Source organism: Mesorhizobium sp. B2-3-2, assembly GCF_006442295.1.
Lineage (GTDB): Bacteria > Pseudomonadota > Alphaproteobacteria > Rhizobiales > Rhizobiaceae > Mesorhizobium.
The window spans coordinates 66577-89263 of record NZ_VFWA01000002.1; the positions used below are offsets into that span (position 1 = coordinate 66577).

The window sequence follows — 22687 nt, forward strand, 5'->3', positions numbered from 1 at the left end:
CGGCCATCGGCGCGATTCCCTATTCATGGAGCAAACCATGTCCCAAGCTTTTCATATCGCGGCGCCTCCTTCGGGCGACCGCACCAAGTTCCTGCGCAGTTTCAATGAACATGCCGGCCTTGCCGTGCTGGCGTTCGTGCTTTTGTTCTTCGGTGCCCAGGCCGTCTGCGCGCATGAATTCAAGGCCGGCGATCTCGAGATCGAGCATCCCTGGTCGCGCGCGACACCTACCGGCGCCAAGGTGGCCGGCGGCTATTTCACCATCACCAACAAGGGCAATGCACCCGACCGGCTGCTGTCGATTTCCTCCGACGTCTCCGAAAAGGCAGAGCTGCATGAGATGGGCGTCAAGGACGGCGTCATGACCATGCGGCCGGTGACGGGAGGCCTGGAAATCCCGGCCGGCGGCAAGGTGGCGCTAGCACCCGGCGGCTATCACCTGATGTTCATCGGCCTGAAGCGGCAACCCAAGCAGGGCGAAGAATTCGCCGCCACGCTGACCTTCGAAAAGGCTGGCGCCGTCAACGTCGAGTTCGCTGTCGAAGGCATGGGCGGCGGCATGGACGACCACGCCAATTAATCAGGCCCATTCCGGATTTTGAAATCAGAGGGACCATCATGAACAAGTATCTTTTGTCGGCCGGCGCGCTCCTGGCGCTGGGGACCGGTGCCGCCTTCGCGCATGTCACGCTCGAAACCCAGGAAGCGGCGGTCGGTTCGACCTACAAGGCCATCCTGAGGGTGCCGCATGGCTGTGACGGCAAGGCGACGACCGCCGTGCGCGTGCAGATCCCGGAAGGGGTGATCGCGGTGAAGCCGATGCCGAAGCCCGGCTGGACGCTGCAGACCAAGAAGGGCAAGTACGAGAAATCCTACCAGCTCTACGGCCAGGCGGTGGCCGACGGCGTCAAGGAGGTCGATTGGAGCGGCGGCAATCTGCCGGACGAATTCTACGACGAGTTCGTCTTCCGGGCGATGCTGACGGCAGACCTCCCGGCGGGGCAGAAACTCTATTTCCCAGTGGTGCAGGAGTGCGATGGCGTCGCCGACCGCTGGATCGAAATCCCGGCGGCCGGGCAGGACGAAGACTCCCTGGAGAACCCCGCGCCCGGCATCAAGCTCACGCCGAAAAAGTAAGCTCTCGCGGCGCGCTCCATGTCAGGAGCGCGCTGCATTTCATGGCAATGACATGACGGTGATATTCCCTTCCAGGACGGTTCGTGCGGCCGGCAAGCTCATCGGCCGGGTTTCTACTGGGCTGCTGGTCGTGGCCGTGCTGCTGATTGCCATGGCGGCGACAAACCAGGCTTTCGCCCACGCCGCGCTGATCAAGACCGATCCGGCCGACGGCGCCGTGCTGTCGCAGGCCCCGGCGCAATTCGCGCTGACTTTCAGCGAACCGGTCTCGCCACTGGTGCTGACGCTGGTGAAACCCGACGGCACGGCCGTTCCGCTGACGTCCTTCCGCCTCAGCGACCAGACCGTCGTGATCGACGATCCGCAGGCACTTGGATCGGGCACGCATGTGCTGAGCTGGCGGGTCATTTCCGCCGACGGTCATCCGGTCGGCGGCTCTCTGCTGTTTTCCATCGGCGCGGCGAGCGAGCCGCCGGCCGTTTCCGAAGCCGTCGACTGGCAGTTGCGCTCGGCGATCTGGATCGGCAAGATCTGCCTCTATATCGGCCTGTTCCTCGGCGTCGGCGGCGCCCTCGCCCTCGCCTGGCTGGCGCGGGGTGGCCGCGCCGGACAGCGCTTCGTTGCCGCCGCAATCCTGTGCGGGCTGGTCGCGGCACCCCTGTCGCTTGCCTTTCAAGGGCTGGATGCGCTGGGCGCGCCGCTCTCGCATCTGGCGCAGCCGGCCATCTGGACCGCGGGTCTCGACACCAGCTTCGGCTGGACGGTGTTGATCGCGCTGATCGCGCTGGGGCTCGGTCTTTTGTCGCTGGCCGGGCCGCGCGCGGCCGCCAGGCCCGTAGCGCTCGCCGGCCTGGCCGGAACGGGTCTCGCACTCGCCGCCAGCGGCCACGCAAGTGCTGCCGAGCCGCAATGGCTGACGCGGCCGATGGTGTTCCTGCACGGCGCCGGCATTGCCTTCTGGGCCGGTGCGCTGGCGCCGCTCGGGCTCGCGCTGAAACGGCAGGATGCCGAAGCCGTCACGTTCCTTCGCCGGTTCTCCGCCGCTATCGTGCCGGTGGTGGCCTTGCTTGCCGCCGCCGGCGTGGTGCTGGCCGTCATCCAGGTGCAAACACCCACAGCGCTGGTCAACACGGCCTATGGCCGGCTGCTGCTGGTCAAGCTCGCGCTGCTGGTCTTCCTGTTCACGCTCGCCGCCGTCAACCGCTGGAGATTGACGGCGATGGCCGAGGCGGGGGCGACGGAGGTGCGGCGCAGGCTCACCCGTTCGATCGGCGTCGAAATGCTGATCGTGCTTGCCATCTTCGGTGTTGCCGCCGGCTGGCGCTTCACGCCGCCGCCACGGGCGCTGGCGATTGCAGCGGCGCAGCCGGTTTCGGTTCATATCCACGCGCTGAAGGCGATGGCCGATCTCAGCATCACGCCCGGCCATGCCGGGCCGGTCGCCGCCTCGATGATCATCATGACCGGTGATTTCGGGCCGCTCGACGCCAAGGAGGTGACGCTGGTGCTGTCGAAGCCGGACTCCGGCATCGAGCCGCTGAAGCGGGCGGCGACCAAGCCCGGCGACGGCAGCTGGCGTGTCGACGATCTCGTCATCCCGGTCCCTGGCCGGTGGACGGCGCGTATCGACATACTGGTCTCCGACTTCGAGATGGTGAAGATCGAGGCGCCGGTAGACATCAGGCCGTGATGGCTCTCCAACACAATTCGGCGAGGCGGTTGACGCGAGCGTGAAGGCCCGTCAATCATCCTGGCAGGATGCATCTTTGCAAAACCCGGGCAATCGCGGGCTCGAACAAACAAGATCCGAAGCAGGGAAGAAACATGGAAAAAGCCGAAATCGGCCTGATCGGCCTTGGCACGATGGGCTCCAACCTGGCGCTCAACATTGCCGAGCACGGGCACCGCATCGCTGTTTTCAATCGCACCAAGGCGCGTACGGATGCCTTTGTCGAGAATGCCGGCGCGCTCAGGGATATGGTTGTCCCCTGCTACAGCCTGGAGGAACTCGCCGCCGCGATCCGGCCGCCGCGGCCGATCATCATCATGGTGCTTGCCGGCAAGCCGGTCGATGAACAGATCGCCGCCTTGCGCGGCGTGCTGTCCAACAACGACATCGTCATCGATGCCGGCAATGCCAATTTCCGCGACACGATGCGGCGCTTTTCCGAATTGTCGGGCTCCGGCCTCACCTTCATCGGCATGGGCGTGTCCGGCGGCGAGGAAGGTGCGCGCCACGGGCCGTCGATCATGGTCGGCGGCACCGAAGAGTCCTGGAAGCGCGTCGAGAAGGTGCTGACGGCAATCTCCGCCAAGTTCAAGGACGAGCCATGCGCGGCCTGGCTCGGCACCGACGGCGCCGGCCATTTCGTCAAGACCATCCACAACGGCATCGAATATGCCGACATGCAGATGATCGGCGAGATCTACGGCATCCTGCGCGACGGCCTGGGCATGGGGCCAAAGGAGATCGGCACCGTGTTCGCCGGCTGGAACAAGGGCCGGCTCAACTCCTATCTGATCGAGATCACCGCCAAGGTGCTGGCATCGGATGATCCCAAGACGGGCAAGCCGGTGGTCGACATCATCCTCGACCGCGCAGGCCAGAAGGGCACCGGCAAATGGTCGGTCATCGAGGCACAGCAACTCGGCATTCCGGCGACCGCCATCGAGGCGGCGGTGGCGGCACGCGTCCTGTCGTCGATCAAGGACGAGCGGCTTGCGGCGGAAAAAGCCTATGGCGGCATCGGCGTCACCAGGATTTCGGGCGACAAGGCGGACCTGCTCAAGGACCTGGAATTGGCGCTGTTCGCCGGCAAGATATCAGCCTACGCGCAAGGCTTCGCCGTAATGAGCGGCGCTTCGAAGGAGTTCAACTGGAACCTGCCGATGCCGACCATCGCCAAAATCTGGCGTGCCGGCTGCATCATCCGATCGCAGATGCTCGACACCATGGCCGAAGCCTTCGGCAGCGGCGGCGCTTCGACCAATCTCCTGATGGCGCCGGCCTTCATCACCATGATGCAGGAAGCGCATCCGTCACTGCGGCGCGTCGTGGCCAGGGCTTCCGAAGCCGGATCGCCGGTGCCGGCGCTGTCTTCGGCCCTCGCCTATTTCGACAGCTATCGCCAGGGCCGCGGCACCTCGAACCTGATCCAGGCACAGCGCGATTTCTTCGGGGCGCATGGATTCGAGCGCATCGACGACAAGGGCGCTTTCCATGGACCCTGGGGGAGCGGCGCGGCCGGTTGACGGCTCGGCTTCAAATCAGCCGCGATAGGCCACAACCCCGCCCGGAGCGCTGAGCGACTGCAGCGAGCCGGGCGCTGCGCCGCCGATCCAGCCGAGCACGGCGCGGGCGAGCTCGGAACCGGCCAGCCGGAAGTTCTCGTTGACGATGAGCAGTTCCCGGCGGAACAGATGCAGCAGTTCCGACGACTGTTTCGACACAACGTCGATGTCGCGGCCGAGCTTCAACCCGGCGTCCTCGATGCCTGCAACAATGGCGAGTGTGGCGGCCGCGGCGCTGCTGACGATGCCGTCCGGCCTGAAGTCGCGCCGCATCAGCTGCGCCGTCCTCATCCTGATCTGCTCGATCGAGTGGTCGATCGAAACCGTGTTGAACGGCACCTCCGAGGCACCGACTTCGCTCAGCGCGTCGGCAAAACCGTTCACGGTGTGGCCGTGATAGGTCAGGCCGACCGGCGGCGTCACCAGGGCCAGCCGACGCCGACCCAAGCCGGCCAGATGGCGCACCGCCTCGGCCGCGAAGGCGTAATTGTCGAAATCATGATAGGGGTGCACGAGCCCCATATCGGTGCGGCCGTGCGTTGCAAAGGGTATGCCGCGCTCCAGCATGTAGCGAGCCCTTGGATCGTTGGGCTGGGTGCGCGAAATGATGACGCCGTCGGCGGAGCCGGTCTCCACCAGATAACGCACCGGGTCTAGCGGATCCTGCGAGCGCGAGTAGGGCGTGACGATCAGATGGTAGGGCGTATCGGCGATGACTTCGGTGACGCCGTAGATGATGTCGGAGACAAAGCTCATGATCTCGTGCTCGGTGTTGAGCACGAGGCTGATGACGTTGGTCTTGCCGGTTCGCAGGCGCACGCCGGCGCGGTTGGGCCGGTAACCGATCTGCTTGGCCACGAGCTGGACGCGGCGCCTGGTCTCGGCGCCGATCTCCGGCGCGTCTTTCAGCGCCCGCGACACGGTGGTGACGCCGAGCCCGGTCATAAAGGCGAGCGTCTTCAGCGTCGGCCGCTCCCTGGCCGACGTCTCGTCATCGCTGTCCGTGCGCCGTCTGTCCATTCGTCCCGCCCCGTCAGGCGCTTAGCAGCCGCTGGGCAGGCCGGCAATCGCCGCCGTCGCTCCCATGGCGCGTCTCCTTAGCTGAACAAGCCTATACTGAAACGTTACAGCTTGTCACGATCAGTGTGTAATCAGGGCTGTGGCCGAGGTCGAAAGCCCGCACGGGCTCGCCGCCGAAAAGCATTGGGAATCAGCAGGTAGGGCCTTGCGGACAAGCTTCTTGCGGGTTTTCCCCTTTGCTCAGAGCCATTTTGCATATTGCGGTGCACAATGGGACCTATCGCGAAAGGATTTTGTTCGCAGCCCGAAAAATATCGGACTGACTTTCAAGGGAAGGGTTGCGCAGGCCTCGCAATTGCCGTATCGAAAATCTGTAACGTTTCAGATTCTGGGAGGAAACCGAAATGCGATACAAATTCCTGACCGCCGCGCTTGCGGCGACGGTGGCGTTGAATTTTGCCGGGCCGGCGGCCGCGACCGATCTGGAAGTCACCCATTGGTGGACATCCGGCGGCGAGGCGGCGGCGGTCGCCGAACTCGCCAAAGCCTTCGACGCAACCGGCAACCACTGGGTCGACGGCGCCATCGCCGGGTCCGGCGGTACGGCGCGGCCGATCATGATCAGCCGCATCACCGGCGGCGACCCGATGGGCGCCACCCAGTTCAATCATGGCCGGCAAGCGGAAGAGCTGGTGCAGGCAGGCCTGATGCGCGACCTCACCGATGTCGCCACCAAGGGCAAGTGGACCGAGGTCGTGCGGCCGAAGAGCCTGCTGGACGGTTGCACCATCGACGGCAAGATCTATTGCGTGCCGGTCAACATTCACTCCTGGCAGTGGCTGTGGCTGTCGAACGCGGCCTTCGAGAAGGCCGGCGTGCCGGTGCCGAAGAACTGGAACGAATATGTTGCCGCCGCCCCGGCGCTGGAAAAGGCCGGCATCGTGCCGCTCGCGGTCGGCGGGCAGGCCTGGCAGGCGTCGGGCGCATTCGACGTGCTGCTCGCCGCAGTGGGCGGCACCGACACTTTCCTCAAGGTCTACAAGGACAAGGATGCGACGTTCGCCGCCGGTCCTGAAGTCGCCAAGGTCTTCAAGGCCGCCGACGATGCGCGCAAGATGGCCAAGAACACCAATGTCCAGGACTGGAACCAGGCGACCAACATGGTCATCACCGGCAAGGCCGGCGGCCAGATCATGGGCGATTGGGCGCAAGGCGAATTCCAGGTCGCCGGCAAGACAGCCGGCAAGGACTACACCTGCCTTCCCGGGCTTGGCCTGAACGAGGTCATCGCCACCGGCGGCGACGCCTTCTACTTCCCGCTGCTCAAAGACGCCGACAAGTCCAAGGCGCAGGAAGTGCTGGCCGAGACCTTGCTCGATCCCAAGACCCAGGTCGCTTTCAACCTCAAGAAAGGCTCGCTACCGGTGCGCGGCGACGTCGACCTCAACGCTGCGAACGATTGCATGAAGAAGGGGCTCGACATCCTGGCCAAGGGCGCCGTCATGCCCTGGACGGACCAACTGCTCTCGCAGGACAGCCAGAAGCAGAAGGAGGACCTGTTCTCGGAGTTCTTCGCCAAGCCCGACATGACGCTCGAAGAAGCACAAAAGCGGTTCGCCGACATCATCGCCTCGGCCGATTGACCACCGACGAGCCGCCTCGCTCCCGACCCGGCCACCCGCAGGGCCGGGGGCGAGGCGTGCCGACCTTGCCGCCCTTACCCGATCCAGCATGGCTGCACCGATGAGCAAGAGCGAACGCCCGAGCCAACTCTTCCGCAACCTCAATGCGAAGGTCGCCTCGATCCCGATGATCCTCACCGCGCTGGTGGTGTTCGTCGGCGGCACAGCCTGGACGGTGCTTTATTCCTTCACCAATTCGAAGCTTCTGCCGCGGCTGCATTTCGTCGGGCTCGACCAGTACTACCGGCTGTGGGCGACGCCGCGCTGGCTGGTCTCGATCGAGAATCTTTTGATCTACGGCGTGCTGTCGCTCGTCTTCTCGCTGGCAATCGGGTTCCTGCTTGCGGCACTGCTCGACCAGAAGATCCGTTTCGAGGACACGTTCCGCACCATCTTTCTCTATCCCTTCGCGCTTTCCTTCATCGTCACCGGACTTGTCTGGCAATGGCTGCTCAATCCCGATTTCGGCATCCAAGGCGTGGTTCGCGACCTCGGCTGGACAAGCTTCAATTTCGATCCGCTCTACAATTCGAGCATCGTCATCTACGGCATATTGATCGCCGCGCTGTGGCAAGGCACCGGGCTGATCATGTGCCTGATGCTGGCGGGTCTGCGCGGCATTGACGAGGACATCTGGAAGGCTGCTCGGGTGGACGGCATTCCCACCTGGAAGACCTATCTCTTCATCATCATCCCGATGATGCGGCCGGTCTTCATCACCACGCTTGTCATCATCGCGTCGGGCATCGTCAAGGTCTACGACCTCGTCGTCGCGCAGACCAGCGGCGGGCCGGGCATTTCCTCTGAAGTGCCAGCCAAATATGTCTACGACTACATGTTCTTCGCCCAGAACCTCGGCCAGGGCTTTGCCGCCTCGACCATGATGCTCTTGTCGGTGATGATCGTCATCGTGCCGTGGGCGTATCTCGAATTCGGAGGCCGCAAGCGTGTCTGATCATGCCGTCTCCCTGGCCGCATCCCACGCCGCCATTCGCGCCGATGCCTCGGGACCGAGCGGACCGAAGCCACGGCACATGTTCTCGCGCCGCAACATCTTCCTTTACGGCACGCTCATCGTGGTGGCGCTCTATTACCTGCTGCCGCTCTATGTGATGGTTGTCACCTCGCTCAAGGGCATGCCGGAAATTCGTCTCGGCAACATCTTCTCGCCGCCGCTTGAGATCACGTTCGAGCCCTGGGTCAAGGCATGGTCGCAGGCCTGCACCGGCCTTAACTGCGACGGTCTCTCGCGCGGCTTCTGGAACTCGGTGCGCATCACCGTGCCCTCGGTTATCCTATCGATCGCCATCGCTTCGGTGAACGGCTATGCGCTCGCCAACTGGCGCTTCAAGGGCGCCGACACGTTCTTCGTCATCCTGATCGTCGGCGCCTTCATTCCCTATCAGGTGATGATCTATCCGATCGTCATCATCCTGCGCGAGATCGGCCTCTATGGCAGCCTGAGCGGCCTGGTGATCGTCCATTCGATTTTCGGCATGCCGATCCTGACGCTGCTGTTTCGCAACTATTTCACCTCCATGCCGGAGGAGCTGTTCCGGGCGGCGCGCGTCGACGGCGCCGGCTTCTGGGGTATTTATCTGCGCATCATGCTGCCGATGTCGCTGCCGATCTTCGTCGTCGCCGTCATCCTGCAGGTGACCGGCATCTGGAACGACTTCCTGTTCGGCGTCGTCTATACGCGCCCCGACACCTATCCGATGACGGTGCAGCTCAACAACATCGTCAACTCGGTGCAGGGGGTGAAGGAATACAACGTCAACATGGCCGCCACCATCCTGACCGGACTGGTGCCGCTGGTCGTCTACTTCATTTCCGGCAAATTGTTCGTGCGCGGCATTGCCGCCGGCGCGGTGAAAGGGTGATGTCGATGGCGGCAAACGGCACCAGCGTTTCGATCCAGGACCTGTCGCTGAACTTCGGCTTGGTCTCGGTGCTGCAGACGCTCAACCTCGACGTCGCCGAGGGCGAGTTCATCGTGCTGCTCGGCCCCTCGGGCTGTGGCAAGTCGACCTTGCTCAACTGCATCGCCGGACTGCTCGACATTTCCGACGGCCGCATCTTCATCAAGGGCAAGAACGTCACCTGGGAAGAGCCCAAGGACCGCGGCATCGGCATGGTGTTCCAGTCCTACGCGCTCTATCCTCAGATGACGGTGGAAAAGAATTTGTCCTTCGGGCTGCGCGTCGCCGGCGTGCCCAAGGACGAGATTGCGAAGCGCATCGCGCGCGCCGCCGAGATCCTGCAGATCGAGCCGCTGTTGCAGCGCAAGCCCGCGGCCCTCTCCGGCGGCCAGCGCCAACGCGTGGCGATCGGGCGCGCGCTGGTGCGCGACGTCGACGTGTTCCTGTTCGACGAGCCGCTGTCGAACCTGGACGCCAAGCTGCGCTCCGAACTGCGCGTCGAGATCAAGCTTTTGCACCGCAAATTGCAGAACACCATGATCTACGTCACGCATGACCAGATCGAGGCGATGACGCTGGCCGACCGTATCGCGGTCATGCGCGGCGGCGTCATCCAGCAGCTCGACGCGCCCCAGACCATCTATAACAAACCGGTCAACCGCTTTGTCGCCGGCTTCCTCGGTTCGCCGGCGATGAACTTCATCGACGGCAGGCTCGAGAGAGACGCCGGCGACTGGTTTTTCGTGGCCGATAATCTCAAGGTTCCGCTCGGCACCTATCAATTCGACAAGCAACCGGACGCCGGCCCTGCCGTGTTCGGCATCAGGCCCGAGCATGTCAGCCTGAACAGCGGCACGGGCTGGCCGTTCTCGACGGCGGCCAATGTCCAGGTGGTCGAACCGATGGGCTCCGACACGCTGGTGTGGCTGAAGCTTGCACAGCAGAATTTCAGCGTCCGGGTGACGTCCGAACGCACGCCCCAGAATGACGAGGCGGTGACGGTGGGCTTCGACCCGATGCGCGCCTCGCTCTTCGACGCCCAAACCGGCAACCGCATCTAACGCCCGACAATATCCCCAAGCAGAACGGACAAGACGATGAACTGGTCATTCCAACTTTACAGCGCCCGTAATTTCCTGCCGTGGGAAGGCGTGCTCGAGATGCTCGGCAAGCTCGGCTACACAGAGGTCGAAGGCTTCGGCGGCGTTTATGACGATCCCAGGGCCTTTCGGGCGGAACTCGACAAGAACGGTCTTGCCATGCCGACCGGGCATTTCTCCATCGATGCGCTGGAGAAGGATTTCGACGGCGTGCGCAGGATAGCCGAAGCGCTCGGCATCAAGCTTTTGATCTGCCCCTACCTCATGCCCGAGGACAGGCCATCGGAGGCTGCCGGCTGGCGCGGCTTCGGCGAGCGTCTGGCCAAGGTCGGCGAGACGGCGAGAAAGGCCGGCTACGGCTTTGCCTGGCACAATCATGATTTCGAGTTCAAGGCGCTCGCCGACGGCTCGCTGCCGCAGGATCACATCCTGGCTTCCGCACCCGACATCGGCTGGGAAATGGACGTCGCCTGGGTGGTGCGCGGCGGCGCCGATCCGCTGCCCTGGATCGAAAAGCATGGCAAGCGCATCGTTGCCGTTCACGTCAAGGACATGGCAAGGCCGGGCGAGGGGCTGGACGAGGACGGTTGGTCCGATGTCGGCCACGGCACGATCGACTGGGCCGGCCTGATCAAGGCGCTGCGGGCCAAGAGCGCGGCCAAATACTTCGTCATGGAACAGGACAATCCCAACGACATCGAGCGCTTCGCCCGCCGTTCGATCTCAACCGTAAAGGCCTACTAGGAACAAGCATCATGGCAAACAAACTTGGCGTCGGCGTCATCGGCTGCGGCAACATCTCGAAGGCATATTTCTCGCTGGCGCCGCTGTTTCGCGGCATCAAGATGCGGGCTTGCGCCGATATCAACATGGACGCCGCGAAGGCGCGGGCGAAGGAGTTCAAGCTGCGCGCCGAGACGGTCGAGGACCTGCTCAAGGCCGACGACATCGACATCATCGTCAACCTGACCATTCCGGCCGTGCACTACGAAGTGTCGAAACAGGTGCTCGATGCGGGCAAGCATGTCTATTCGGAAAAGCCGTTCGTGCTTTCGGTCAAGGAGGGGCTCGACCTGAAGAAGCGGGCGGAGAAGAAGGGTCTTCGCATCGGCTCGGCACCCGACACCTTCTTCGGCGGCGCGCATCAGTTGGTGCGCAACCTGATCGATACCGGCAAGCTCGGCAGGATCACCAGCGGCACCTGTCATGTCATGGGGCACGGCATGGAGCACTGGCACCCCAATCCGGACTTCTTCTTCCAGCCGGGCGCCGGCCCCGTGCTCGACATCGGGCCGTACTACATCACCAATCTGATCCAACTGATCGGACCGGTGAAGCAGGTGGCGGCCTTCGCCACAACCCCGGCCAAGGAACGCACGATCAGTTCGAAACCGCGCGCGGGTGAAAGGATCCCGGTCAACACGCCGACCACGATCCATGGCCTGCTGGAGTTCGAGAACGGGGCCGTGATCACCCTTAATACCAGCTGGGACGTCTGGAGCCACGGCCATGCGCCGATGGAGCTCTATGGCGAGATGGGAAGCGTGTTCGTGCCGGATCCGAACTTCTTCGGTGGCGACGTGCGCTTCACTGAAGCCGCCAAGCCCGTGAAGAAGCTGCCGAAATGGCAGCATCCGTTCGGCGTGCCCAATGAGATGCATTCGCAGGGCATGATGGCCAATTATCGCACCGCAGGCCTGGCCGACATGGCAATCGCGATCTCCGAGGGCAGGCCGCACCGCTGCTCGATGGAGCTGGCGCTGCACGCCGTCGACGTCATGACGGGAATCCTGCGCTCGGGCGAAACCGGCAAGTTCGTCGCCATGCAGACCACCTGCGAACGTCCAGCCGCGCTCGGCATCAAGGAAGCCAAGGCGCTGATGGCGAAGAAGAGCTAGATCGGGGATTATCGATAATTTCGATGAACCCTCTCCCGGTTTTCGCCGGGAGAGGGTAAGGATTGGGGCGCAGGGCACGCGCGTCGCGTTCGCGATGACAGTGCCCAATCCATCCAGCTTCGAGGATTTTCCCCATGCCCTATGTCGCCGCCGAAAACCGCTATGAAAAAATGGTCTACAACCGCTGCGGGCGGTCCGGCCTGAAACTGCCGGCGATCTCGCTGGGGCTGTGGCACAATTTCGGCAACGACACGCCGCACAGGACCAAGCAGGCGATCGTGCGCAAGGCTTTCGACCTCGGCATCACGCATTTCGACCTTGCCAACAATTATGGGCCGCCGCCCGGCTCGGCCGAGATTGCTTTCGGCGAGATACTGCGCACCGACTTCGGCGCCTATCGCGACGAACTCATCATTTCGACCAAGGCCGGCTACGAGATGTGGGAGGGCCCCTATGGCCAATGGGGCGGACGCAAATATTTGCTGGCCAGCCTCGACCAGAGCCTGAAGCGGATGGGGCTCGACTATGTCGACATCTTCTATTCGCACCGCTTCGATCCGGATACGCCGCTGGAGGAAACGATGGGCGCGCTCGACCATGCGGTGCGCTCGGGCAAGGCGCTCTATGTCGGCATCTCGTCCTACAATTCCCAGCGTACGCGCGAGGCGGCCGACATACTGAAGCGGCTCGGCACGCCCTGCGTAATCCATCAGCCGAGTTATTCGATGCTGAACCGCTGGGTCGAGGAGGATGGCCTGCTTGACACGCTCGATGGGCTGGGCGTCGGCTCGATCGTGTTCTCGCCGCTGGCACAGGGCATGCTGACCGACAAATATCTCGGCGGCATCCCCCAGGGCAGCCGTGCCTCCCAGGGCAAGTCGCTGCGGCCGGCCTTCATCAACGACAAGACCATCGCCAACATACAGGCGTTGAACGCGATCGCGGGCCGCCGTGGCCAGACGCTGGCGCAGATGGCGCTGGCGTGGGTGCTGCGCAAGGGCAAGGTGACATCGGCGTTGATCGGCGCCAGCCGGCCGGAGCAGGTGGAGGACTGCGTCGGCGCGCTGGAGGCGCCCGACTTCAGTGACGCCGAGCTTGCCGAGATCGACAATTACGCGCGCGAGTCCGACATCAATCTGTGGGCGGCCTCGGCCGAGCGCAACGGCCCGCCAAGGAAGTAGGCATGGAGGCCGGTGAACGACAACGGCGGGAGCCCTCCCGCCGTTGTCGTTCGCGGAATGCCACTTCAGCGCGTTTCAACAGAGGAGTAGCAAAGACGGCGGTTCGTCGCTATCTGAATGGGTAGCGGGCCGTTTGCGTGTTGAAACGACCCGCATGTGACGCAAGACAGGTCGGAAACGGATCATGGCGGCAAGGGATGTGCTGACGAAGAACCAGTTGTGCGTGCTCGAGAAACTCGAGGCCGCCAGCGGGCCGCTCAGCGCCTACACCTTGCTTGACCAGCTGCGGGAGCGGGGTTTCCGCGCGCCGCTGCAGGTCTACCGCGCGCTCGACACGCTGGTGAAGTCCGGCTTCGTGCATAGGCTGGAAAGCCTCAATTCCTTCGTCGCCTGCGTCGAGCCGCATGACCACAGCCATTCGATGACCGCTTTCGCCATCTGTGACACATGTGGCCAGGTGACCGAAATGTCCGACCATGATGTCGGCCACCGGCTGGACGAATGGGTGCGCTCCTCAGGTTTTGCCGCCAAGAAGGCGGTGATCGAGTTCCGTGGGACCTGTGCCAAGTGCTTGTCGGAAGCCGCCTGACGCGTTCTCGCAATCCGAGATATTCGCTCCACGACGACCAAGTCCACGCTAATGCGCCTCGTCCCAATTGTCAGCGGCGCGCGCATCGACATGCAGCGGCACCGACATCGAGACCGCCGGCATGGCCGCGTTCTCCATGACGTGGCGCACGACGGGAATCGTCGCCTCGACCTCCGCCTCGATCGTCTCGAAGATCAGCTCGTCATGCACCTGCAAGAGCATGCGGGCCGAAAGCCTGGCCTTCTCCAGCGCCTCGTCCATGCGCACCATGGCGCGGCGGATGATGTCGGCGGCGGTGCCTTGCAGGCGCGCGTTGATCGAGGCGCGCTCGTTGAAGGCGCGGATCGAGGGATTGGAGGACCGGATCTCGGGGTAGTGGATGCGGCGGCCGAAGATGGTTTCGACGAAACCGTGCTCGCGGGCATAGGCCTTGGTCTCTTCGATATAGTCGCGGATGCCGGGAAAGCGCTCGAAATACTTCTTGATGTAGTTGCTGGCCTCCTCGCGTGGAATCGACAGCTGGTTGGCGAGGCCGAAGGCCGAGATGCCGTAGATGATGCCGAAATTGATCGCCTTGGCGCGGCGGCGCACTTCCGAAGGCATGCCCTCCACGGGCACGTTGAACATTTCCGAGGCGGTGATGGCGTGGATGTCGGCGCCGTCGGCGAAGGCCTGCCGCAGTTGCGGGATTTCGGCGACATGGGCGAGCACGCGCAATTCGATCTGGCTGTAGTCGGCCGAAACCAGCCGGTTGCCCTTGTCGGCGATGAAGGCCGTTCTGATCCTGCGCCCTTCGGCGGTGCGCACCGGGATGTTCTGCAGGTTCGGTTCGGAGGATGACAGCCGTCCCGTCGTCGTCGCGGCCAGCGCGTAGGAGGTGTGGACCCGCTTGGTGTCCGGGTTGACGAAGCCGGGCAGCGCATCGGTGTAGGTCGATTTCAGCTTGGTCAGCTGGCGCCAGTCGACGATCTTGCGCGGCAGTTCGTGGCCTTCGGCGGCGAGGTCTTCCAGAAGCTGCGCCGAGGTCGACCATTGGCCGGTCTTGGTCTTGGAGCCGCCGGGCAGGCCCATGCGGCCGAACAGGATATCGCCAAGCTGCTTGGGCGAGCCGATGTTGATGCGCTCGCCGACGAGCTGGTAGATTTCTTCCTCGAGCCGGGCCGCGCCCTGCGCCAGTTCGCCCGACAGCCGCGACAGGATCTGCCGGTCGACCGAGATGCCGCGCTGTTCCATGCGCGCCAGCACCGGCACCAGCGGCCGTTCCAGCCGCTCATAGACCGACACCAGGCCCTTGGCGGCGAGCCGCGGCTTCAGCACCTGCCAGAGCCTGAGCGTCACATCGGCGTCCTCGGCCGCATGGGCGGTAGCCTTGTCGACGTCGACCTGGTCGAAGCCGACCGAATTTTTCCCGGAGCCGGTGACGTCCTTGAGCTGAAGCGGACTATGGCCCAGCCATTTCTCGGCAAGCGCGTCCATGCCGTGGCCATGCGAGGTGCCGGCATCGAGCACGTAGGAGATCAGCATGGTGTCGTCGAAGGGGCCGACGTCGATGCCGTAGCGGCTCATGATGACGAGATCGTACTTCAGGTTCTGCGCGATCTTGAGGACAGACTTGTCCTCGAGCAGCGGTTTCAGCACGGCCAGCGCCTCGCGCAGCGGGATCTGGTTGTCGATCGGACCGCCGCCGAGCAGGTCGCCATTTCCGCTCCTGTGGGCGAACGGCACATAGGCGGCGCGACCCGGCGCCGTCGCCAGCGACAAGCCGATCAGTTCGGCCTGCATCGGATCAGGCGACGTCGCGCGGGCATCGAAGGCGACGATGCCGGTCTCCAGCGCCTCGGCGACCCAGGCCTTCAGGCTGGCGACGTCGCGGACGCACTGATAGGCCGAAATGTCGATCTTGCGGGCGGTGGCGGCCTCCAGTCGAAGCGCCGACAGAAGCGAGGGGGTGTTGCCTTCCTTGGTGGCGCCAGCTGCGGCCAAGGTCGCCTCGCCGTCCTGCTCCGCCTCGGCGCTGGGCGCGACCGGCGCGCCGGCGCCGACATCGGGTCCATGCGCGGAGTCAGCGCGTTCAACCGTCACCGCGACCGCCTGCACATCGCTCGCCTCGGTTCCCGTCGTTTCCGCCACGCGGCGGGTCAGCGAAGAGAATTCCATGGTCTTGAGGAAGCCGATCAGCTTCGGCCCGTCCGGCGCGTGCAGGACGAAATCGTCCAGCCCCTCGGCCACCGGCACATCATTCTTCAATGTCACTAGCTGGCGTGAGATGCGCGCCTTGTCGGCATTGGCGATGATGGATTCGCGTCGTTTCTCCTGCTTGATCTCGCCGGCGCGCTCGAGCAGTCCGTTGAGATCGCCGAATTGTTCGAGCAATTGCGCCGCGGTCTTCGGTCCGATGCCCGGCACGCCGGGAACATTGTCGACGGAATCGCCGGTCAATGCCTGCAGGTCGATCATCTTCTCCGGCGGCACGCCCCATTTCTCGATGACCTCGGGAATGCCGATCTGGCGATCCTTCATCGGATCGTACATGCTCACCGTCGGGCCGACCAACTGCATCAGGTCCTTGTCGGAGGAGATGATGGTGGTGTCGCCGCCGGCCTCGCAAGCCAGCCGGCAATAGGTGGCGATGAGGTCGTCGGCCTCGAACCCTTCCATCTCGAGGCAGGGCAGGTTGAACGCCCTGGTCGCCTGGCGGATGAGGCCGAATTGCGGGATCAGGTCTTCCGGCGGCGCCGAACGGTTGGCCTTGTATTCGGGATAGAGATCGTTGCGGAACGTCTTCGACGAATAGTCGAAAATGACCGCGAAATGCGTCGGCACGATGCCCACATCGGTGTTGCGGGCATCCTGCATCAACTTCCACAACATGTTGCAGAAGCCGGACACGGCGCCGACCGGCAGGCCGTCGGACTTGCGGGTCAGTGGCGGCAGCGCATGATAGGCACGGAAGATGTAGCCGGAGCCGTCGACAAGAAAGAGATGATCGCCTTTTTTCATGCCGGCAGGGATAGCGCGGCGCGGCGGCTTGGTCCATGCCAAAGGCACCGCTTCCAGCAACACCCTGACAGGCAGGCGACAGGTTGGTTGGAAAGAGGTGAAATCGGCATTATTTTGGCACGCAGGACTGCCTGGCTGCGCCTGTCCAACGGCACCTCACGGCCATGTTACAAAAGTGTAATATTCGTGCCCTTGAATCGCCACGTTCGAGGACACAGATAAATGTCATCGGCAATTTTCGCCGACGTCCGGAGCAAGGCCCGTCCCCCGCCTATCCCGGACACCTGCGGCAGCCTATCCCCCCTCTCCGGGCTGCCGCATCGTTTCGAGTAGAAGGGCCGCCGTGGTTCCCCCTCCACCACGGCGGTCTTTTTTATTCCGAATACGCGCTTGGAGCCCGTGGTCCAATGGTCCCGGGCTTTTCGTTTGGCCGCTCTGCCTTTAGGGTTCCGGCACTGAATCGAAAGGCTCGCCAAATGTCCGTTTCCCCCGTTCTCGACCGTCTCGACAAGAATCTCGACCAGAGCCTGGAGCGCCTGTTCGGGCTGCTCCGGATCAGGTCGATCTCCACCGATCCGGCCTATGCCGCAGACTGCCGCAAGGCGGCCGAATGGCTGGTGGGAGAACTCAAGGTGATCGGCTTCGACGCCAGCGTGCGCGACACGCCAGGCCACCCGATGGTGGTTGCGCATCATGACGGGCCGGCCGGTTCGCCGCATGTGCTGTTCTATGGCCACTATGACGTACAGCCGGTCGATCCGATCGAGCTTTGGGAAAACGACCCGTTCGCGCCAGCGCTCAAGGACATCGGACCCGGCCACAAGGTGATCACCGGGCGCGGATCGGCCGACGACAAGGGTCAGTTGATGACCTTCGTCGAGGCTTGCCGGGCCTGGAAGCAGGTGCATGGCAATCTGCCGTGCCGTATCACCATCCTGTTCGAGGGCGAGGAGGAGTCGGGCTCGCCGTCGCTGAAGCCGTTCCTCGAAGCCAATGCCGATGAACTCAAGGCCGATTTCGCGTTGGTCTGCGATACCAGCATGTGGGACCGCGACACGCCGTCAATCTGCGTGGGACTGCGCGGGCTGGTCGGCGAGGAGATCACCGTGAAGGCCGCCGACCGCGACCTGCATTCGGGTCTCTATGGCGGCGCCTCCGCCAACCCGATCCGCATCCTGGCCAAGGTGCTGGCCGACATTCACGACAAGGACGGCCATATCACCATCCCGGGCTTCTATGACGGCGTCGAGGAAACGCCATCGCAGATCCTGAAATCATGGGAAACGCTGGGCGAAACGGCTGAGACGTTCCTTGGTCCTGTCGGCCTGTCGATCCCGTCGGGCGAAAAGGGCCGCTCGCTGCTGGAACTCACCTGGGCACGGCCGACGGCCGAGTTCAACGGCATCACCGGCGGTTACACCGGCAAGGGCTTCAAGACGGTGATCGCGGCGCAGGCCTCTGCGAAAGTATCTTTCCGCCTCGTCCACAAGCAGGATCCCAGGAAGATCCGCGCCGCCTTCCAGCAATTCGTCAAGGAGCGCATTCCGGCCGACTGTTCGGTAGAATTCCACCCACATGGCGGCTCGCCGGCGATCCAGCTTTCCTACGACTCGCCGTTCCTGGCGAAGGCCAAGATGGCGCTGTCGGACGAATGGCCGAAGCCGGCGGTGACGATCGGCAGCGGCGGCTCGATCCCCGTGGTCGGCGACTTCCAGACCTATCTCGGCATGGAATCGCTGCTGGTCGGGTTCGGCCTCGACGACGACCGCATCCACTCGCCCAACGAAAAGTATGAGTTGAGTTCCTTCCACAAGGGCCAGCGCTCCTGGGCGCGCATCCTGGACGCCCTGACGCGCTGAGCCGCGAAATCACGAAAGGCGGGAAAATCAAGTTTATGTTGATTTTTCCGCCGATCACGGCAAGGACGGGGTTGCCAGCGCAACGTGCTGGAGCGGGCGCGTCCGGTTGAGGGATGCGCGACGCAAGGCGCGACCCGGAGAAGACGATGAGCGACATCCGTTTCCACAGACACGATCTGCCCGACCTGTCCCGCTACAATGTCGGAGCGGTTGCCATCGATACGGAAACGCTGGGCCTGAATCCGCATCGCGACCGGCTGTGCGTGGTGCAGATTTCACCCGGCGACGGCAGCGCCGACGTCATCCAGATCGCGCCGGGCCAAAAGGAAGCGCCGAACCTTGTGAAGCTCTTGAGAAACCACAGCGTGACCAAGCTGTTCCACTATGGGCGCTTCGACCTTGCCGTGCTCTACCATGCGTTCGGGGTGATGCCCGAGCCGGTGTTCTGCACCAAGATCGCCTCGCGGCTGACCCGCACCTACACCGACCGGCATGGGCTGAAGGACATCTGCTTCGAGCTTCTGGGCGTCGGCCTGTCCAAGGCGCAGCAATCGTCCGACTGGGCGGCTGAAACGCTGTCGCCCGAACAACTCGAATACGCCGCTTCCGACGTGCTCTATCTGCACCGGCTGCGCGACGTGCTGGCGTCGCGGCTTGCGCGCGAGGATCGCACGAAGGAGGCCGACGCCTGTTTCCGCTTCCTGCCGACACGCGCCAAGCTTGACCTCATGGGCTGGGACGAAGAGGATATTTTCGCTCATAGCTGATGGCGTCGCGGCGCCCTGCCGCGGATGGCCGTCTGGGACAGATGCCGGCCGTCGCGTTCCGTCGGCTCGGAAAGAGGGATGACATGGCCGACAGGAAGCCCATATCGACCGCGCCCACCGACGGTTCCAAGGTCACCGTGACCTGGAAGGACAGCGACGGCGTGCTCAACGAATCCATCGCGCAATACCGAGACGGCGGCTGGTGGGTCTACATCGACAGCAGCACGCAGAAGAAGGTCGAGCCGACCAGCTGGCGGCCCGCCCCGAGCGACGACGGCGACCAATGACTAGCCCGCTGGCGAGGCCGGCTGCTTTCGCATAGCGTGAAGCCGTTGATCGAGGCCGATTCGGAGTCTTCCGCTCCGCGCTCGCCCTCTTGCTTGGAGGAAGTCCCTATGGGTGTCGAAAGCCTGCTCGTCTTCATCATCATCGGTGCCGTCGCCGGCTGGCTCGCCGGTCTCATCGTCTCCGGTTTCGGCTTCGGCCTGATCGGCAACATCATCGTCGGCATCATCGGCGCGTTTATCGCCGGCTGGCTTTTCCCGCGGATCGGTTTCTCCATCGGCGGCGGCATTCTCGCCTCGATCATCCACGCCACCATCGGCGCCATCATCCTGCTGGTGCTGGTCAGGGTCCTGAAGCGAGCCTGAGGCCCGGCACAGAGGAGCGCGCCATGAAACAGAATCCGCTCTATCTCGTCATTGGCGCGCTCGTCGTCGTGGTCATCGCGCTCGGCATCTATGTCTATCGCGAAGAAACCAAGCCGAAGGGCGTGGAGCTCAAGATCGACGACAAGGGCATCTCGATCCAGCAGAACTGAACGGAGCCCAGGCTTGCCGGCTCCGCTTTGCTCTTCACGCCTGACTATCGCTGCCTGCCGGACTTAACCCGCCTTTAAACCGCCGCATCTACTCTGCAACCCGAACGCCATAGGCATCGGGATATCAAGCGCAGCGCATGGCGAACCGCAGAGACAGCCGCATCGAACCCAGTTTCGAGGGACCACCGCAAGCGAGATCCCAGACAGGTCTTTCGGTGAGCGAGGAGGACCGCGTCGTGCCCAGCAACCGCAAACCCTCCGCCAAACGCAAATCGCCGAAGGCAAAATCGTCGCGTGCCAGGCGCGGCAAGAGCCGGCGCGGCCTCTTCGGCGTGCTCGGCCGGCTGGTCTACTGGTGCTTCGTGCTGGCCATCTGGGGCGGCATCGCCGTGGCCGGCGTCGTCGTCTACTACGGCGCCAAGATGCCGGCGGCAACAACCTGGTCGATCCCCGATCGCGCGCCCAATATCAAGATCGTCTCCGCCGACGGCCAACTGCTCGGCAATCGCGGCATGAGCGGCGGCGAGGCGGTCGGCCTGCACGAAATGTCGCCCTACATCCCCGAGGCGGTCATCGCCATCGAGGACCGCCGCTTCTATTCGCATTTCGGGGTCGATCCGATCGGCCTGTCGCGCGCCATGGTCGCCAACCTCGCCGGCGGGCATTTCTCGCAAGGCGGTTCGACGCTGACGCAGCAACTGGCCAAGAACCTGTTCCTGACGCCAGACCGCACGCTGGAACGCAAGGTTCAGGAGGTGCTGCTGGCGCTGTGGCTGGAGCACAAGCACACCAAGGACCAGATACTCGAAATGTACCTCAACCGGGTCTATTTCGGCTCCGGCGCCTATGGCGTCGAAGCGGCCTCGCGCCGTTATTTCGGCAAGAGCGCGCGCGACGTCACCTTGCCGGAGGCGGCGCTGCTTGCCGGTCTCCTGAAGGCGCCGTCGCGACTGTCGCCGGCGCGCGATCCCAAGGCCGCCGAGGAACGCGCGCAACTGGTGCTCGCCGCCATGCGCGACGAGGGCAAGATCAGCGCCAAGGAACTGACCACGGCGATGAGCGCACCGGCGACGCGCGCGCCGTCCTACTGGACAGGCTCGGAAAACTACGTCGCTGACACCATCATGGAAGAACTGCCCGATCTGATCGGCGACGTGCGCGGCGACATCGTCATCGATTCCACCGTCGACCTGAACCTGCAGAAGCTCGCGGAACAATCGATCCGCCGGCTGATCGACGAAAGCGGCAAGAAGCTCAACGTCACCCAGGGCGCGCTGGTGTCGATCGACGATTCAGGTGCGGTGCGCGCCATGGTCGGCGGCTACGATTATTCGACCAGCCAGTTCGACCGCGCCTCGGAAGCGCGCCGGCAGCCCGGTTCGGCGTTCAAGCCGTTCGTCTACATGGCCGCCCTCGAGGCCGGCCGCACGCCCGACAGCGTGCGCAACGACGCGCCGATCAAGATCGGCAAATGGACACCCGACAATTACGGCGGCAAGTATTTCGGCAAGGTGACGCTGGCAACCGCGCTGGCGAAGTCGCTGAACTCGGTGGCGGCCCAGCTGACCATGGAAGTCGGACCGGACGCAGTGGTCGAGGCGGCGCATCGTATGGGCATCCAGTCCGATTTGCAAGCCAACACCTCGATCGCGCTCGGCACGTCGGAGGTGACGCCGCTGGAGCTGACCTCGGCCTATGTGCCTTTCGCCAATGGCGGCTACAAGCCGGATATCCATTTCATCCGCCGCGTGACATCAGCCGAGGGCAAGGTGCTGTACGACGCCGGCAGCGGCAGCGCGCCACGCGTGGTGAAGCCCGAGATCGTCGGCATGATGAACTCGATGATGACCGGGACGGTGGAGATCGGCACGGCCAGGAAGGCGGCCTTCACCTGGCCGTCGGCCGGCAAGACCGGCACCAGCCAGAATTCGCGCGACGCCTGGTTCGTCGGCTACACCGCCAATCTCACCACCGGCGTATGGTTCGGCAATGACGACGGCAGCCCGATGAAGAAGGTCACCGGCGGCGCGCTGCCGGCGCAGGCCTGGCACGAATTCATGGTGGCCGCGCATGAGGGTGTGCCCGTGCGGCCGCTGCCCGGCACCTGGAAGTCGACGCCGGCCGATAGGATCGTGCCGGACGAAATCCCGTCGGCCGATGCGACGCAGCCGGCTCCGAAGCCGCAAGCGCCTGTCGGCCAGCCGGCGCCCGCTGCCGTCGCGGCGCAGCCGGCGCCGGTCCGCGCGCCCCGCCCGGCCCAGACGGTCGACGCCGACGGTTTAGATATGCCGGGCGACTCCGGAACCACCGCGTCGGTCGGACATCCGGTGCCGCCGGGCAGCGTTGGCGGCCCGCTCAAGAAGCGGCAGACCTCGATCCTCGATATTCTCGGCGGAGGCTAGCGGCAACTCGCCTCTCGCC

Annotated in this window: 20 protein-coding genes; 18 read left to right on the plus strand and 2 right to left on the minus strand. The window is 64.0% G+C overall.

Translation table 11 applies throughout. From position 1 onward, the window contains the following. Positions 1-37: 37 nt before the first annotated feature. The 4 genes from FJ964_RS05535 to gndA all read left to right on the plus strand — a co-directional run bounded on the left by FJ964_RS05535 (position 38) and on the right by gndA (position 4389). Positions 38-580 carry a copper chaperone PCu(A)C gene (locus FJ964_RS05535; RefSeq protein WP_140549463.1) on the plus strand — a complete coding sequence of 181 codons (543 nt, stop codon included), beginning with the start codon at positions 38-40 and terminating at the stop codon, positions 578-580. 38 nt (positions 581-618) lie between these two features. After that, positions 619-1137, plus strand: a complete 519-nt coding sequence (locus FJ964_RS05540; RefSeq protein WP_140549464.1) for a YcnI family protein — start codon at positions 619-621, stop codon at positions 1135-1137. 52 nt (positions 1138-1189) lie between these two features. Next, positions 1190-2827 carry a copper resistance CopC/CopD family protein gene (locus FJ964_RS05545; protein WP_140549465.1) on the plus strand — a complete coding sequence of 546 codons (1638 nt, stop codon included), beginning with the start codon at positions 1190-1192 and terminating at the stop codon, positions 2825-2827. Between the two features lie 134 nt (positions 2828-2961). After that, positions 2962-4389 (plus strand): NADP-dependent phosphogluconate dehydrogenase, encoded by a 1428-nt coding sequence (gndA, locus tag FJ964_RS05550; protein ID WP_140549466.1) that lies wholly within the window; start codon positions 2962-2964, stop codon positions 4387-4389. A 15-nt stretch (positions 4390-4404) separates the two neighbouring features. Here the strand turns inward: gndA and FJ964_RS05555 are convergent, their stop codons facing one another. After that, positions 4405-5448, minus strand: a complete 1044-nt coding sequence (locus FJ964_RS05555) for a LacI family transcriptional regulator (RefSeq protein WP_140549467.1) — start codon at positions 5446-5448, stop codon at positions 4405-4407. A gap of 404 nt (positions 5449-5852) precedes the next feature. Between FJ964_RS05555 and FJ964_RS05560 the strand changes: the two genes are divergently transcribed. From FJ964_RS05560 to FJ964_RS05595, 8 genes are all read left to right on the plus strand, one after another. Beyond that, positions 5853-7091 carry an ABC transporter substrate-binding protein gene (locus FJ964_RS05560; protein WP_140513777.1) on the plus strand — a complete coding sequence of 413 codons (1239 nt, stop codon included), beginning with the start codon at positions 5853-5855 and terminating at the stop codon, positions 7089-7091. Positions 7092-7191: 100 nt separating this feature from the next. Beyond that, entirely contained in the window at positions 7192-8085 is an 894-nt protein-coding gene (locus tag FJ964_RS05565; RefSeq protein ID WP_140549468.1) for a sugar ABC transporter permease, read from the plus strand. 34 nt (positions 8086-8119) lie between these two features. Beyond that, complete coding sequence (locus FJ964_RS05570; protein ID WP_224624130.1) at positions 8120-9013, plus strand: carbohydrate ABC transporter permease; 894 nt, start codon at positions 8120-8122, stop codon at positions 9011-9013. Next, entirely contained in the window at positions 9013-10113 is a 1101-nt protein-coding gene (gene ugpC / locus FJ964_RS05575; RefSeq protein ID WP_181172381.1) for a sn-glycerol-3-phosphate ABC transporter ATP-binding protein UgpC, read from the plus strand. The genes FJ964_RS05570 and ugpC overlap by 1 nt, the downstream gene beginning before the upstream one ends. A 36-nt stretch (positions 10114-10149) precedes the next feature. Next, entirely contained in the window at positions 10150-10896 is a 747-nt protein-coding gene (locus FJ964_RS05580) for a sugar phosphate isomerase/epimerase (protein WP_140549470.1), read from the plus strand. 11 nt (positions 10897-10907) lie between these two features. Continuing rightward, on the plus strand, positions 10908-12050 hold the full coding sequence (locus tag FJ964_RS05585; RefSeq protein WP_140500277.1) for a Gfo/Idh/MocA family oxidoreductase: 1143 nt from the start codon (positions 10908-10910) through the stop codon (positions 12048-12050). Between the two features lie 134 nt (positions 12051-12184). Next, positions 12185-13231 (plus strand): L-glyceraldehyde 3-phosphate reductase, encoded by a 1047-nt coding sequence (gene mgrA / locus FJ964_RS05590; protein WP_140549471.1) that lies wholly within the window; start codon positions 12185-12187, stop codon positions 13229-13231. Positions 13232-13415: 184 nt separating this feature from the next. Then, positions 13416-13820: a Fur family transcriptional regulator gene (locus FJ964_RS05595; protein ID WP_140549472.1), complete on the plus strand. Its 405-nt coding sequence runs from the start codon at positions 13416-13418 to the stop codon at positions 13818-13820. A gap of 48 nt (positions 13821-13868) precedes the next feature. Here the strand turns inward: FJ964_RS05595 and polA are convergent, their stop codons facing one another. Then, positions 13869-16820: a DNA polymerase I gene (gene polA, locus FJ964_RS05600; RefSeq protein ID WP_181172402.1), complete on the minus strand. Its 2952-nt coding sequence runs from the start codon at positions 16818-16820 to the stop codon at positions 13869-13871. A gap of 476 nt (positions 16821-17296) precedes the next feature. Here polA and FJ964_RS05605 point away from each other — a divergent pair, with 476 nt between their 5' ends. The 6 genes from FJ964_RS05605 to FJ964_RS05630 all read left to right on the plus strand — a co-directional run bounded on the left by FJ964_RS05605 (position 17297) and on the right by FJ964_RS05630 (position 22668). Further along, positions 17297-18679 (plus strand): M20/M25/M40 family metallo-hydrolase, encoded by a 1383-nt coding sequence (locus tag FJ964_RS05605; protein WP_140549474.1) that lies wholly within the window; start codon positions 17297-17299, stop codon positions 18677-18679. 146 nt (positions 18680-18825) lie between these two features. After that, positions 18826-19446: a ribonuclease D gene (locus FJ964_RS05610; RefSeq protein ID WP_140549475.1), complete on the plus strand. Its 621-nt coding sequence runs from the start codon at positions 18826-18828 to the stop codon at positions 19444-19446. Between the two features lie 83 nt (positions 19447-19529). After that, positions 19530-19733, plus strand: a complete 204-nt coding sequence (locus FJ964_RS05615; protein ID WP_140549476.1) for a hypothetical protein — start codon at positions 19530-19532, stop codon at positions 19731-19733. A gap of 108 nt (positions 19734-19841) precedes the next feature. After that, positions 19842-20096, plus strand: coding sequence for a GlsB/YeaQ/YmgE family stress response membrane protein (locus tag FJ964_RS05620; protein WP_140549477.1), 255 nt, complete (start codon positions 19842-19844; stop codon positions 20094-20096). Between the two features lie 23 nt (positions 20097-20119). After that, positions 20120-20266, plus strand: coding sequence for a hypothetical protein (locus FJ964_RS05625; RefSeq protein WP_140549478.1), 147 nt, complete (start codon positions 20120-20122; stop codon positions 20264-20266). 137 nt (positions 20267-20403) lie between these two features. Next, positions 20404-22668 carry a transglycosylase domain-containing protein gene (locus FJ964_RS05630; protein WP_140549479.1) on the plus strand — a complete coding sequence of 755 codons (2265 nt, stop codon included), beginning with the start codon at positions 20404-20406 and terminating at the stop codon, positions 22666-22668. Positions 22669-22687 lie beyond the last annotated feature (19 nt).

What these genes read in the sequence shown, in the direction of transcription:
- FJ964_RS05580 (WP_140549470.1), top strand. Translation starts at nt 10,150, where the DNA reads ATGAACTGGTCATTCCAACTTTACAGCGCCCGTAATTTCCTGCCGTGG.
- FJ964_RS05595 (WP_140549472.1), top strand. Translation starts at nt 13,416, where the DNA reads ATGGCGGCAAGGGATGTGCTGACGAAGAACCAGTTGTGCGTGCTCGAG.
- FJ964_RS05555 (WP_140549467.1), bottom strand. Translation starts at nt 5,448, where the DNA reads ATGGACAGACGGCGCACGGACAGCGATGACGAGACGTCGGCCAGGGAG.
- FJ964_RS05630 (WP_140549479.1), top strand. Translation starts at nt 20,404, where the DNA reads ATGGCGAACCGCAGAGACAGCCGCATCGAACCCAGTTTCGAGGGACCA.
- FJ964_RS05610 (WP_140549475.1), top strand. Translation starts at nt 18,826, where the DNA reads ATGAGCGACATCCGTTTCCACAGACACGATCTGCCCGACCTGTCCCGC.
- polA (WP_181172402.1), bottom strand. Translation starts at nt 16,820, where the DNA reads ATGAAAAAAGGCGATCATCTCTTTCTTGTCGACGGCTCCGGCTACATC.
- FJ964_RS05565 (WP_140549468.1), top strand. Translation starts at nt 7,192, where the DNA reads ATGAGCAAGAGCGAACGCCCGAGCCAACTCTTCCGCAACCTCAATGCG.
- FJ964_RS05625 (WP_140549478.1), top strand. Translation starts at nt 20,120, where the DNA reads ATGAAACAGAATCCGCTCTATCTCGTCATTGGCGCGCTCGTCGTCGTG.
- gndA (WP_140549466.1), top strand. Translation starts at nt 2,962, where the DNA reads ATGGAAAAAGCCGAAATCGGCCTGATCGGCCTTGGCACGATGGGCTCC.
- FJ964_RS05605 (WP_140549474.1), top strand. Translation starts at nt 17,297, where the DNA reads ATGTCCGTTTCCCCCGTTCTCGACCGTCTCGACAAGAATCTCGACCAG.
- ugpC (WP_181172381.1), top strand. Translation starts at nt 9,013, where the DNA reads ATGTCGATGGCGGCAAACGGCACCAGCGTTTCGATCCAGGACCTGTCG.
- FJ964_RS05615 (WP_140549476.1), top strand. Translation starts at nt 19,530, where the DNA reads ATGGCCGACAGGAAGCCCATATCGACCGCGCCCACCGACGGTTCCAAG.
- FJ964_RS05585 (WP_140500277.1), top strand. Translation starts at nt 10,908, where the DNA reads ATGGCAAACAAACTTGGCGTCGGCGTCATCGGCTGCGGCAACATCTCG.
- mgrA (WP_140549471.1), top strand. Translation starts at nt 12,185, where the DNA reads ATGCCCTATGTCGCCGCCGAAAACCGCTATGAAAAAATGGTCTACAAC.
- FJ964_RS05540 (WP_140549464.1), top strand. Translation starts at nt 619, where the DNA reads ATGAACAAGTATCTTTTGTCGGCCGGCGCGCTCCTGGCGCTGGGGACC.
- FJ964_RS05545 (WP_140549465.1), top strand. Translation starts at nt 1,190, where the DNA reads ATGACGGTGATATTCCCTTCCAGGACGGTTCGTGCGGCCGGCAAGCTC.
- FJ964_RS05535 (WP_140549463.1), top strand. Translation starts at nt 38, where the DNA reads ATGTCCCAAGCTTTTCATATCGCGGCGCCTCCTTCGGGCGACCGCACC.
- FJ964_RS05620 (WP_140549477.1), top strand. Translation starts at nt 19,842, where the DNA reads ATGGGTGTCGAAAGCCTGCTCGTCTTCATCATCATCGGTGCCGTCGCC.
- FJ964_RS05560 (WP_140513777.1), top strand. Translation starts at nt 5,853, where the DNA reads ATGCGATACAAATTCCTGACCGCCGCGCTTGCGGCGACGGTGGCGTTG.